Source organism: Pseudomonas sp. S3E12 (assembly GCF_001702295.1).
GTDB classification, from domain to species: Bacteria; Pseudomonadota; Gammaproteobacteria; order Pseudomonadales; family Pseudomonadaceae; genus Aquipseudomonas; species Aquipseudomonas marginalis.
This window is the reverse complement of record NZ_MBDT01000005.1, coordinates 603363-615919: the sequence shown is the minus strand read 5'-3', so window position 1 is coordinate 615919 and position 12557 is coordinate 603363. Positions and strand designations below refer to the sequence as shown.

13 protein-coding genes are annotated in these 12557 nt (G+C 60.9%); 3 read left to right on the top strand and 10 right to left on the bottom strand.

Annotated features, from left to right (window positions below; translation table 11 throughout):
* Positions 1 to 130 precede the first annotated feature (130 nt).
* Positions 131 to 2776 (bottom strand): phosphoenolpyruvate carboxylase, encoded by a 2646-nt coding sequence (gene ppc, locus BB029_RS07630; protein ID WP_065938746.1) that lies wholly within the window; start codon positions 2774 to 2776, stop codon positions 131 to 133.
* Between the two features lie 184 nt (positions 2777 to 2960).
* On the opposite strand from ppc, the gene BB029_RS07625 reads away from it, so the two are divergent.
* The 3 genes from BB029_RS07625 to BB029_RS07615 all read left to right on the top strand — a co-directional run bounded on the left by BB029_RS07625 (position 2961) and on the right by BB029_RS07615 (position 4853).
* On the top strand, positions 2961 to 3305 hold the full coding sequence (locus BB029_RS07625) for a pilin assembly protein (protein ID WP_065938745.1): 345 nt from the start codon (positions 2961 to 2963) through the stop codon (positions 3303 to 3305).
* A gap of 296 nt (positions 3306 to 3601) precedes the next feature.
* Complete coding sequence (locus BB029_RS07620; protein ID WP_169899499.1) at positions 3602 to 4012, top strand: DUF4398 domain-containing protein; 411 nt, start codon at positions 3602 to 3604, stop codon at positions 4010 to 4012.
* 55 nt (positions 4013 to 4067) lie between these two features.
* Entirely contained in the window at positions 4068 to 4853 is a 786-nt protein-coding gene (locus BB029_RS07615) for an OmpA family protein (RefSeq protein WP_065938744.1), read from the top strand.
* A gap of 28 nt (positions 4854 to 4881) precedes the next feature.
* On the opposite strand, the gene BB029_RS31875 is transcribed toward BB029_RS07615, so the two are convergent.
* The 9 genes from BB029_RS31875 to prfB form a co-directional block, all read right to left on the bottom strand.
* Positions 4882 to 5115, bottom strand: coding sequence for a hypothetical protein (locus BB029_RS31875; protein WP_083236350.1), 234 nt, complete (start codon positions 5113 to 5115; stop codon positions 4882 to 4884).
* A 149-nt stretch (positions 5116 to 5264) separates the two neighbouring features.
* Positions 5265 to 5621, bottom strand: a complete 357-nt coding sequence (locus BB029_RS07605; protein WP_065938742.1) for a hypothetical protein — start codon at positions 5619 to 5621, stop codon at positions 5265 to 5267.
* A 168-nt stretch (positions 5622 to 5789) separates the two neighbouring features.
* On the bottom strand, positions 5790 to 6116 hold the full coding sequence (locus BB029_RS07600; RefSeq protein WP_003172217.1) for a hypothetical protein: 327 nt from the start codon (positions 6114 to 6116) through the stop codon (positions 5790 to 5792).
* Positions 6113 to 7018 carry an alpha/beta hydrolase gene (locus BB029_RS07595; protein WP_065938741.1) on the bottom strand — a complete coding sequence of 302 codons (906 nt, stop codon included), beginning with the start codon at positions 7016 to 7018 and terminating at the stop codon, positions 6113 to 6115. Before BB029_RS07595 ends, BB029_RS07600 begins: the two co-directional genes overlap by 4 nt.
* A 27-nt stretch (positions 7019 to 7045) precedes the next feature.
* The gene (locus BB029_RS07590; RefSeq protein WP_027604513.1) at positions 7046 to 8323 is read right to left on the bottom strand and encodes a flavohemoglobin expression-modulating QEGLA motif protein; all 1278 of its coding nucleotides are present in this window, start codon (positions 8321 to 8323) and stop codon (positions 7046 to 7048) included.
* Between the two features lie 21 nt (positions 8324 to 8344).
* On the bottom strand, positions 8345 to 8893 hold the full coding sequence (locus BB029_RS07585) for a hypothetical protein (protein WP_065938740.1): 549 nt from the start codon (positions 8891 to 8893) through the stop codon (positions 8345 to 8347).
* A 15-nt stretch (positions 8894 to 8908) separates the two neighbouring features.
* Complete coding sequence (locus tag BB029_RS07580; RefSeq protein ID WP_027604515.1) at positions 8909 to 9625, bottom strand: TetR/AcrR family transcriptional regulator; 717 nt, start codon at positions 9623 to 9625, stop codon at positions 8909 to 8911.
* A gap of 106 nt (positions 9626 to 9731) precedes the next feature.
* The gene (lysS, locus tag BB029_RS07575; protein ID WP_027604516.1) at positions 9732 to 11234 is read right to left on the bottom strand and encodes a lysine--tRNA ligase; all 1503 of its coding nucleotides are present in this window, start codon (positions 11232 to 11234) and stop codon (positions 9732 to 9734) included.
* Between the two features lie 91 nt (positions 11235 to 11325).
* A protein-coding gene (gene prfB / locus BB029_RS07570) for a peptide chain release factor 2 (RefSeq protein WP_098465888.1) occupies positions 11326 to 12421 on the bottom strand; the annotation gives its coding sequence in 2 pieces (ribosomal slippage) (positions 11326 to 12348 and positions 12350 to 12421; 1095 coding nt in all).
* Between the last annotated feature and the right edge of the window lie 136 nt (positions 12422 to 12557).

Here is a 12557-nt window from a genome sequence, read left to right as displayed (position 1 = left end):
AGGAACCCGCGCCACGCGTACGTCATAGGTAGGGTGTGCCTGAGTGCAACCAGCGCTGTAAACGCCGACCACCCCTTTCGGGGCGGCCGTCGTGGTTTATCCGCAAGCCTTTGAGCACACGCAAAAAACCTCAGCCGGTGTTGCGCAGGCCGGCGGCAATACCGGCCACGGACACCAGCAGCGCCTGTTCCAGAGGGCTGTCCTGCGCGGCTTCCTGGCGACGCGAGCGCGCCAGCAACTCGGCCTGCAACAGGTGCAAGGGGTCAAGGTAGGTGTTGCGCAGGCGGATGAACTCCAGGGTATCAGGGCTATGGGCCAGCAGTTGCGACTGGCCGGTCAGGCCAAGCACCACGTCGCATGCCTGCGACAATAGGTCGCGTAAGTGCGCACCCAATGGCAACAGGTCCGGCTGCACCAGACGCTCGTCATACAGGCGCGCAATATCGGCATCGGCCTTGGCCAGGACCATTTCCAGCATATCGATGCGGGTGCGGAAGAACGGCCACTGTTCGCGCATCTGCCCCAGCAGTTCACCTTCGCCGCGCTCCAGGGCCTTGCTCAATGCGGCTTCCCAACCCAGCCAGGCCGGCAGCATCAGGCGAGTCTGGGTCCAACCGAAGATCCACGGAATGGCACGCAGGCTTTCTATGCCTCCGGCGCGACGCTTGGCCGGGCGACTGCCCAAAGGTAGACGGCCCAGCTCCTGCTCCGGGGTGGACTGGCGAAAATACTCGACGAATTGCGGATTTTCCCGCACCACCGCGCGGTAAGCGCTGACGCCGTCGGCCGCCAATTCATCCATCAAGTGGCGCCACGCCGGCTCCGGTGGCGGCGGTGGCAGCAACGTTGCCTCCAACACGGCGGCCAGGTAGAGATTGAGGTTCTGTTCAGCAATGTCCGGCAAACCGAATTTGAAGCGAATCATCTCGCCTTGCTCGGTGGTACGGAAACGCCCCGCCACCGAACCCGGCGGTTGCGACAGGATCGCCGCGTGGGCCGGGCCGCCGCCACGCCCGACGGTGCCGCCACGGCCATGGAACAGCAGCAATTCCACCTGTTGCTCCCGGCAGATATCCACCAGCCGCTCCTGGGCCCGGTACTGAGCCCAGGCGGCGGCGGTGGTGCCGGCGTCCTTGGCCGAGTCGGAGTAGCCGATCATCACTTCCTGCGGGCCCTGCAAGCGCGCCCGGTAGCCCGGCAGCAGCAACAGTTGCTCGATCACGGGACCGGCGTTATCCAGGTCGGCCAGGGTTTCGAACAGCGGCACCACGCGCATCGGCCGTTGAACGCCCGACTCTTTAAGCAGCAGCTGCACCGCCAATACGTCCGACGCGGCACCGGCCATGGAAATGACATACGAGCCTAACGAGGCGGCAGGCGCGGCGGCCACTTCCTTGCAGGTGTTGAGTACTTCGGCGGTATCGGCCGATGGTTTGAAATAGCCCGGCAACAGCGGTCGACGGTTGGCCAGCTCCTTCATCAGGAAGCTGATGCGCATCTCTTCGTTCCAGTCCTCGTAACGGCCCAGGCCCAGGTAATCGGTGATTTCGGTCATGGCCGCCGAATGACGACTGGAATCCTGGCGCACATCCAGGCGCACCAGGAACAGGCCAAAGGTGACGGCCCGGCGCAGGCAATCGAGCAGCGGGCCGTCGGCGATCACGCCCATGCCGCACGCGTGCAGCGACTGGTAGCACAGCTCCAGTGGCTCAAGCAGGTCGCGGTTGTTCTGCAACACCTCGGCAGGCGCCGGCGTGCTGCTGCTCAACGCGGTATGCGCCCATTGGCGCGTGGCGCGCAGGCGTTCGCGCAGTTGCTTGAGCAGGGCACGATAGGGTTCGACGCTGTCGCCGACCTTGGCCTGCAACGCCGGGCTGGCCTGTTGCATCGACAGTTCGGAGGCCAGGTGATCGATATCGCGCAGGTACAGGTCGGCCGCCATCCAGCGCGCCAGCAGCAACACCTCGCGGGTGACCGGCGCGGTGACATTCGGGTTGCCGTCACGGTCGCCGCCCATCCACGACGCAAAGCGGATCGGCGCGGCTTCCAGCGGCAAACGCAGACCCGTTGCAGTGTGTAACGCCTGGTCGGCCTTGCGCAGGTAATTGGGGATGGCGTGCCACAACGAATGCTCGATCACCGCGAAGCCCCACTTGGCTTCATCCACAGGGGTGGGCCGCGTTCGGCGGATTTCTTCGGTGTGCCAGGCTTCGGCGATCAAGCGTTGCAGGCGCTGGCGGATCTGCTCGCGCTCAGCGGTGGTGAGGTCGCGGTGATCCTGCAGCGCCAGTTGTGCGGCGATGGCGTCGTATTTCTGGATCAGGGTGCGGCGTGCCACTTCGGTGGGGTGGGCGGTGAGGACCAGTTCGATGTCCAGGCGCCCCAACTGGCGGGCCAGGGACTCATTGCTGTGGCCCTCGCCCTGCAGGCGCGCCAGTAACTCCGGCAATACGCGGGACTCGAACGGCGCCGGTTGCGACTCGTCGCGCCGGTGAATCAACTGGTACTGCTCGGCGATATTGGCCAGGTTGAGGAACTGGTTGAAGGCCCGCGCCACCGGCAGCAGTTCGTCTTCCTGCAACTGATTGAGGCTGGCGCTCAGTTCATCACCCGCGGCTTTGTCCGGGGCGGCTCCGCGGCGGTCGGCCTTGGCGCCTTTGCGGATCTGTTCGATCTTGGCGAGAAAATCATCGCCGTACTGCTCTCGAATGGTGTTGCCCAACAGTTCACCCAGCAGGTGAACATCCTCACGCAAGCGTGCATCGATATCACTCATCAGCCAATCTCCAGCCAGAAATCCGGGACGCGCAGGTCTGTCAGAGTGCCGCCGGCATCGTTTTATGACAAGACTTTAAACCTTGTGACTTGCAGCTAGTCTCAAGTGTGAGCCGCCGCGTTTATCCACGCGCGCGGCTGGTCACTCATCACCGCCTGCCACCGCAGGCTTTATTGAGGTTGCCATGAAAATTCGAGAACTGGCCCAGCATTGGGAAGAGAACGCCAAGGGTCGCCTGACCAAGACCGAGTACGCCATCCATCTGGATGTGGAGGCTGCTGCACGGCTGGCAGCCATCGCCGAGATGTACCCCAAGCGCCACACCGAAGAACTGCTCGGCGAGCTGATCGGCGCCGCCCTTGAGGAGCTGGAAGCCAGCTTTCCCTACATCAGGGGGCAACAGGTCATTGCCACCGATGAAGAGGGCGACCCGCTCTATGAGGACGTCGGGCCAACACCGCGGTTCCTGACCTTGTCCCGTCGCTATCTGCATGATTTGTCTGCCAGTGCCGACGACCAAAAGCACTGACGGACTCGATTGACACCCATCTGAACCCCGTATTCCGGGCCTCTGCCGAGGCTCGGAGTACCCCTGCACGTCGCAAAAGTTCCAATTTTTTACCCTGACCAATCAGTCAGATATTTTTTTAGGCAAATCGCCATCTCTTCTGAACTTTTGAAAAAAGCCTCCGGTCACAGCCAGTAAGCCATCACTTGGAACGGCCGTTTGAAAGGGCCCGTCGTGCTTTACCGCCGCGCCCCGGCCGTTCATCGACTGCGATGGATTTTGATGTTTTTAGGAGCTATCCAATGGAGTTGAAGACGATGAAGACCAGCACTGCCAAATCCACGTTTAACCACCTGCGCGGGCTTAAATTGGCCGCGCTGGCGATCGGCACCAGCTTCGTTTTGGCTGGCTGCGCCGGCAACCCGCCCACCGAGCAATACGCGGTGACTCAGTCCGCGGTCAACAGCGCAGTGAGCGCCGGCGGCACCGAGTACGCAGCAGTTGAAATGAAATCGGCCCAGGACAAGCTCAAGCAAGCCGAAATCGCCATGCACGACAAGAACTATGACGAGGCGCGTCGCCTGGCCGAACAGGCTGAATGGGATGCTCGCGTTGCAGAGCGCAAGTCCCAGGCGGCCAAGGCCGAACAGGCTGTGAAGGATTCCCAGAAAGCTGTTCAGGAGCTGCGTCAGGAAGGTATGCGCCCGGCTGCTATCCAGCAGAAATAAAGCGCCGCGCCTGATTGCACTGCACCCGATATCGAATTGAAAGGACGACACGACTATGCGTAAACAATTGATGATCCCTGCCCTGCTGGCGATGAGCGTTGCCCTGGCGGCCTGCTCTACCCCGCCCAACGCGAACCTGGAAAACGCACGGACCAACTTCTCGTCCCTGCAAACCAACCCGCAAGCCACCAAGCTTGCCGCGCTGGAAACCAAGGACGCCAGCGAATGGCTGGACAAGGCTGACAAGGCCTACCGCGACAAGGAAGACCAGAAGAAAGTTGACCAACTGGCCTACCTGACCAACCAGCGTGTTGAAGTGGCCAAAGACACCATCGCGCTGCGCGAATCCGAAGCCAAGCTGAAAAACGCCGGCGACGAACGTGCCCGTGCCCTGCTCGAGGCCCGTGACGCGCAGATCAAGCAGCTGCAGGACAGCCTGAATGCCAAGCAAACCGATCGCGGTACGCTGGTGACATTCGGCGACGTGCTGTTCGCTACCAACAAGTCCGACCTGAAATCCAGCGGCCTGGTGAACATCACCAAGCTGGCGCAGTTCCTGCGTGACAATCCGGATCGTAAGGTGATAGTCGAAGGCTACACCGACAGCACCGGTTCCGACTCGTACAACCAGAGCCTTTCGGAGCGCCGCGCGGCCTCGGTACAACGCGCACTGGCTCAGCAAGGCGTGGATATCTCGCGCATCGTGACCCAGGGTTATGGCAAGGAATACCCGGTTGCCGACAACGGCAGCGTCTCGGGCCGAGCCATGAACCGCCGCGTTGAAGTGACCATCTCCAACGACAACCAGCCGGTCAAGCCACGTTCGTCCATGGCGAACTGATTGATTGATGCTGGATAAAAAACCCACCTCACGGTGGGTTTTTTTTCGGGTCGCCGAACTGGATAGTGCGATGTGTATCCTCGGCGGGCAATTCGACCTTCGAGCCGTACGTATTTTGCGAGAGCTTATCCATCAGCTGCTCAAGCTCATGATTGCGAGCGTCTCGCCTTACCAGCGCCTCATGCCCCCTGATCATGTCCAGCATGTTGTCGATTGCAGCAATGCGTATCGCCACCTTTTCAGCCTCGATCTGTGTAAGCAACTCCGCCTTCTGTGGTTTTATGACGCGCTATGGTTCCAGATAATCCCGTCGCCAATGACTGCCGCAAGTGCCGATGTCCTCATCGACTATCGCCCCATGCCCGGTGAAAAAACCCGCCTATGACAGACGGGTTATCCACGGGTGGGCAATCAGGCGGAGGCGGAGACGGGGCCTGAGCTTTGGTAGTTTGGCGGCTGGATTTGCGGACCGCTCTGTCCTACACCTTTTTCGCCACCTTCGCCGCCTTGAGCGCCCTGCGGAGCAGTTGATTGCAGCAGTTGTGCAAGCTCCTTCTTCAGCCTCTCCAGCAACTTCTCCAAATCCTCGAGAGTGTCTCCTCCTCCGGCCCCACCGCTTCCTTGCCCGCCCTGGGAACCTTTTGCCTTCAATTCGTTAATTTTGTTTTCTGTGTCATTAATCTTCCCCCTGAGGTCTTGCTCGTTGCCTCCGCTGGCACCAAAGCTGTCCGCATTCATCTGAGGCCGTATTGCGCTGATACCGCTCATAAATATTAACTCCACAATAAATTGAATAAGGACCGATCAGTCATACCGATCAGCCCGTAGTCTGTGGCGGACGAATAGAGATGGTTCCGGCCTGCGAAGACTCGGACCTGCACCAAGGGACGAATCCTCAGATTGAGTGGCACTTTCCCACGAACTCGACGCGCTGGCTTACTGCTGCAGTTGCGGCGTTTCCTGCCCCATGCAACGCACCGCCTGCTTCTTATTATTGACCAACACACCGCTCAAGCCTTTCTGCTCAGTATCGAACATGACCAGCACGCCATCGACGCACTGCGCCACTTGAGCGGCCGGGGTCAGGGAGATCTTGTAGTCCTCGCCCGGCACGGTCTTGAGCATGGTGAAGTCGCTGAGCAGCAGCGCATCCTCAGGCTTGGCGAAGTGCAAATAGCCGTAGTACCACAGGCAGCCGACGGTGCCGATGATGGTGCCGATACCCGTGAGGATCAGCGGGATCATGTTGCGTTCTTCGCTCATTGCGGGCTCTCTGATGGATCAACTTTAGGAATGGGGTAGTTCGGAATCTCGCCCAGGCGGCGCAGGCCGTTGAAGTGCTGCGGGTCGTCCAGATAGCGCAGCATCACGGTTTGCCAGGTCTTGTCGGCAAAGGTCTGCACATGGCCGCCGCGGGTCAACTGCAATACCCGTGGCGGTGGCGCGGCCTGATACAGGCGGATACCGTTGGCCACGGGCACGATCGGGTCGTCGAGGCTGTGGAACAGCAATTTCGGCACGCCGGTCAGGTGCGGCATGGCGTTGATCGCGCTGTCGGCGTCGGGCACCAGCCAAGACAAGGGCACCTGCAAGGGCCATGTTAACCAGGAAGTGCTCAGGGCGAATTGTCCTACGTCACGATAACTGGCGGGCACGCCGTCCAGTATCAGGGCCTTGAGTTGGGACTGACGCTGCGGGTGTTCCGCCAGGTAATGCACCGCCAGCGCGCCGCCCAGGCTTTGGCCAAGCACAATCAGCGGCTGGCCCTGGGTTTCGGGCGCCTGGTCGAGCCAGTTGAACGCCGCGTCCACATCCTGATAGATCGCCGGCAGTGAGGGCTTGCCTTCCGACAGCCCGTAACCGCGATAGTCCAGCAGCAGTACCTGGTAGCCCTGCTCCGGCAACCACCAGCTGCCACCCAGGTGCCAGGCCAGGTTGCCACCGTTGCCGTGCAGGTGCAGCACCGTGCCCTTGAGAGGCACGCCGGCCTTGGCCGGCAGCCACCAGGCATGCAGCTTGACGCCGTCGGCGGTGGTGAGGGTGACATCACGGTATTGCAAGTGCGCTTTTTCGGGAGTGAATGGCAGGCCGGGTTCGGGGTAGAACAGCAGCGAGCTGCAACCGTTCAATGTGAGTAGCAGGCACAGAATGCCGAGGATTCTCATCCGTTGAAGCCTCGTGAATAACAGCGTTTAAAGGATATTGGAGTAATCCGCCTCGATCCGGTCCAGGCTCAAGTGGTTGAGGAAGTTGGAGAAACACATCCACGCCGCCAGTGCGTTCATGTCGCGGAACTGTTCCGGCAGGTACTTGGGCGGCACCACCAGGCCTTCGTCCACCAGTTGGCGCAAGGTGCGCATGTCTTCCAGGGTGGTCTTGCCGCAGAACAGCAGCGGCACTTGCTCCAGCTTGCCTTTGCGCACGGCCAGCTGGATGTAGTTGTAGACCATGATAAAGCCCTTGAGGTAGGAAAGATCCTTGGTAAACGGCAGGCCGTTCGGCACCGAGCCACGGAATACCCGGCTGGCGTTGCCATAGCTTTCGGCCATTTCAAAGCCTTGCTCGCGGAAGAACTCGAACACCTGCAGGAAGTCGGCACCCTCTTCCACCATGTGGATCGCCCGGGTGCGGTTGGTCAGCTTGCGCAATCGGCTCGGGTAGGAGGCGAACGTAATGATCTCCATGAGGATCGCCAGGCCTTCCTGGGTCACGGTGGACGACGGCGGGCCCTTGGACAGGAAGGTGCAGATCGGCTGGTTCTGGCCGTTGAGCGTGGTACCGACATGCACCAGGCCTTCGTGGACTTCCAGCGCACGCACGTCGCGGTCGTTGAACATCGCGTCGGCGCGGATCTTGATATAGTCGGCGCCCGCGGCGGCATCGGCGACGATACCGTCGGACTCAAACACCCGGATGGTCTCCTCGGCCTCGCCAAATACCTTGTTCAGGCGGGTTTGCAGCAGGGCCACGGCGTCCTTGGCGGTCAGGGTCTTGGCTTCATCCTTGAGGTCGCCACGGCCGTCGATATTGTTCAGGTAGTCGGAGAGCATGAGGCCCAGGTCAGCCAGGGTCGGGTCGCCGGCGTGGAAGGCATCGGACGCGGCGCCGTACAGCTCCTGGGAGATCAGACCGAAGTCCTCGGTGCCGCGGGCTTCGAGCATGCGCACCACCATGCGGTATTCGCGGCACATGCGGCGCATGATCTGCCCCACCGGGCTGAACTGGCCGAGGCGGCGAGTGATGTCGCGTTCGATGTTCTGGAATTCCAGCTTTACCGCACTGGAGTCGAACGACAGCGGTCGGTTCAGGTAGTAGTCGCGATCCACGGCAGGCATGGCCTTGCCCTTGGCCTTGAGGAATCCCTGGCGAATGTTGTCGTCCCACTTCACGGCGTCGAGGACGCGAATCGGTGTTTGCGCCAGCACAATGCGATCGGACAAGCTGCGTATCGTCTGCTGGTAATCGTCCACCCGGTGCTTCCTCTCTAAACGTTATTTGCCCGCACGCTGGTAGCGCACGGCTTCAACGAACACATCGGCATTGGCCGGGTCATCCAGGTAGGCAAACACCTGGCTCATGGAACTGTCGACCCGTACGCCGGCGCCTTCGACGGTCTCCACGCTGCTGCCCTGCAGCACCTGTTGCCCGATGGCCTGGTGAATCTGTTCGAGGTCGAGGTTATAGACCACCAATTCGTGCTTATCGTCGAACTCGAACCCCGCCAGGAAGTAATGCCCTCCGAACCGGGCCGGCAACGGTGCCGACAGGTACCAGCGGTTGCCATGACGCGAAACGGTAAACAGGTACTCATCGCGCTGGGCCGGCGTGGCTTTAGGGTAGCTCACTGCCTTGTAGCGGTGCTCACCGGCACGGCTGATGTGCAGATTGAGCGGTTCGCCCCAGGCATTCCTGCTGGTCCAATGGCCCAGCAACTCATCCGGCGCCGCCTCATGGGCGGGCAACGGGTCCTTGAACGTGACCAGGCAACCGCTGAGCAACAGGAACGACAAGGCGATTACCGCCACACGCCAGGTTTTCATTGGACTCCCCCGGTGTCAGACCGAGGCCAACACCAAATGCATGTAACGCTTGAGGATCTCAAGCATCTCTTCACCGGTCAGAGGCTCTGCGCCGCCCAGCAGGCCCTGATATTCCATCCGACTGATAATCGCCGTCAACACCTTGGCGTCCTGTTGCGGCTCGCGGGAGCCCAATACCTGGAAAAACTGCCCCGTGCCCTGCAACAGGATCTGCTGGTGGGACCGCACCAGCTCAGCCAGGCGCGGGTTGAGCAAGGCTTCCTGGCGGAAGGCCTGTTCGGCCATCAAATGTTCGCGGCGGTTGGTCAGTTGGCGCAGCACATAGTCGGCGGTCAGCCGCGCAATGTCATCGGCCAGTTGCGAGCGCGATTCCGGGCTGCCATCGCCATAGGCGACCATCTCACGCAGTAGGCCTTCGTTACGCACCCATAGCTTGCCCATGAAGGCGGCGCTGCGTTCAACATACTGGGCGAAGGTATCGGTGAGCAGGTCATCGATGTCCTTGAAGTAATAGGTAGTGGCTGACAACGGCACACCGGCCTCGGCCGCCACGGCCCGATGGCGCACGGCGCGCACGCCATCGCGCACCACGATGCGCATGGCTGCATCGAGAATGTCTTGCCTGCGTTGCTCGCTGCCCCGACGGCTGGCCTTACGGCCCTGGTACTGGACGCTTTCAGCCACGGCAGCGGCAATGCCGGCGGCACCTTCTTGAGCGGTTACGCGGTTCACGACACACATCCTTGAATAGATCAAAACCTGGCGCTGTTTGCTTGACGCTTAAAAACGCCACATAAAAAAGCCGCCTTATAAAAGGCGGCTTCGGATTTCGCTACATTTACGCTTGTGGCCGCATGTGCGGGAACAAGATCACATCGCGGATCGACGGCGAGTTGGTCAACAACATCACCAGGCGGTCGATGCCGATACCTTCACCGGCCGTTGGCGGCATGCCGTATTCCAGGGCACGTACGAAGTCGGCGTCGTAGTGCATGGCTTCGTCGTCGCCGGCGTCCTTGTCGGCCACCTGGGCCATGAAGCGCTCGGCCTGGTCTTCGGCATCGTTAAGCTCGGAGTAGGCGTTGGCGATTTCGCGGCCGCCGATGAACAGCTCGAAACGGTCGGTGACGTTCGGGTTGTCGTCGTTGCGACGGGCCAGCGGCGACACTTCGAACGGGTACTGGGTAATGAAGTGCGGCTGTTCCAGCTTGTGCTCCACCAGCTCTTCGAAAATCATCACCTGCAGTTTGCCCAGGCCTTCGAAGCCGAGCACCTTGGCACCGGCTTTCTTGGCGATGGCGCGGGCCTTGTCGATGTCGTTGAGGTCGTCGGCGGTCAGCTCAGGGTTGTACTTGAGGATCGAGTCGAACACCGACAGACGCACGAACGGCTCGCCGAAGTGGAACACCTTGTCGCCGTACGGCACGTCGGTGCTACCCAGGACCAGTTGCGCCAGCTCGCGGAACAGTTCTTCGGTGAGGTCCATGTTGTCTTCGTAGTCGGCGTACGCCTGGTAGAACTCCAACATGGTGAATTCCGGGTTGTGCCGGGTCGAGACGCCTTCGTTACGGAAGTTGCGGTTGATCTCGAACACCTTCTCGAAGCCACCGACCACAAGACGCTTGAGGTACAACTCAGGCGCGATACGCAGGAACATTTCCAGGTCCAGTGCGTTGTGGTGGGTTTCGAACGGCTTGGCTGCGGCGCCCCCCGGGATGGTCTGCAGCATCGGGGTTTCCACTTCCAGGAAGTCACGCTGCATCAGGAAGCTGCGAATGTGCGCGATGACCTGCGAACGCACGCGGAAGGTCTGGCGCACGTCTTCGTTGACGATCAGGTCAACGTAGCGCTGACGGTAGCGTTGCTCGGTATCGGTCAGGCCGTGGTGCTTGTCCGGCAACGGGCGCAGGGACTTGGTCAGCAGGCGCACGCTGGTCATTTCCACGTACAGGTCGCCCTTGCCGGAACGGGCCAGGGTGCCTTCGGCGGCGATGATGTCGCCCATGTCCCAGGTTTTCACCGAGGCCAGGGTTTCTTCAGACAGGGTCTTGCGGTTGACGTAGACCTGGATACGCCCGGTCATGTCCTGGATCACCATGAACGAGCCACGGTTGAGCATGATGCGACCTGCCACCTTGACCGGGATCGCCGCTTCTGCCAGCTCTTCCTTGGTCTTGTCCGCGTACTGCTTCTGCAAGGCATCGCAGTAGTTGTCGCGACGGAAGTCGTTGGGGAAGGCATTGCCCTTGGCGCGCTCGGCAGCCAGCTTTTCCTTGCGCAGGGCGATCAGGGAGTTTTCTTCCTGTTGCAGGGCTTGCGGGTCGAGTTGTTGGTCGCTCATGTCTTTAAATTTTCCATCAGGTTCGTGGTCCCCGGCCTGCGGCCGGGGATCGCCGGCAAGGACTGGGCGTCCCCCCGGTTCCTACAAGGGGTTACAGGCCAGATTTCAGGCTGGCTTCCAGGTATTCGTCAATGTCACCGTCGAGTACCTTGTCGCAGTCGCTGCGTTCGATGTTAGTGCGCAGATCCTTGATCCGCGACGCATCGAGCACATAAGAGCGGATCTGGTGACCCCAGCCGATATCCGACTTGGTGTCTTCCAGCGCCTGGGAAGCGGCGTTGCGCTTCTGCATTTCCTGCTCGTACAACTTGGCCCGCAGCATTTTCATGGCGGTGTCCTTGTTCGCGTGCTGGGAACGTTCGTTCTGGCAGCTCACCACGGTATTGGTCGGTACGTGGGTAATACGTACGGCCGAGTCGGTGGTGTTTACGTGCTGGCCACCGGCACCGGAGGAGCGGTAGGTGTCGATACGCAGGTCAGCCGGGTTGATCTCGATTTCCACCTTGTCATCGATCTCGGGCGAGACGAACACCGCAGAGAACGAGGTGTGGCGACGGTTGCCGGAGTCGAACGGGCTCTTGCGCACCAGGCGGTGTACGCCGATCTCGGTACGCAGCCAGCCAAAGGCGTATTCACCCTTGATGTGCACGGTCGCGCCCTTGATGCCGGCGACTTCACCGGCCGACAATTCCATGATGGTGGCGTCGAAACCGCGTTTGTCGGCCCAGCGCAGGTACATGCGCAGCAGGATGTTGGCCCAGTCCTGGGCTTCGGTGCCGCCGGAACCGGCCTGGATGTCCAGGTAGGCGTTGTTCGGGTCCATTTCGTGGCTGAACATGCGACGAAATTCAAGCTTGGCGAGGTTTTCCTCGAGACGGGCCAGCTCGGCGACGACATCGCCCACTGCGCCTTCGTCGTTTTCTTCGACGGCCATGTCCAGCAGGTCGCGGCAATCGGCCAGGCCGGTGTTCAGTTCGTCGAGGGTGTCGACGATCTGCGCCAGCGCAGCGCGCTCGCGTCCCAGTTCCTGGGCGTATTCAGGTTTGTTCCAGACACTCGGATCTTCAAGCTCGCGATTGACTTCGGTCAGACGCTCATGCTTTTGATCGTAGTCAAAGATACCCCCGAATAGTTTCGGAGCGCTCGGACAGGTCCTTGATGGTGTTAAGGATCGGGTTGATTTCCATGGCGGGCAGCACTCGTTGGCGAACTTTTGAAAGCCGGCGAGTATAACGGCAAACGGGGGGGAACGGCAGTCCGCCTGGCGAAAAGGCAGATTACGCAGGGTTAAATGTGGGAGGGGGCAAGCCCCCTCCCACATTT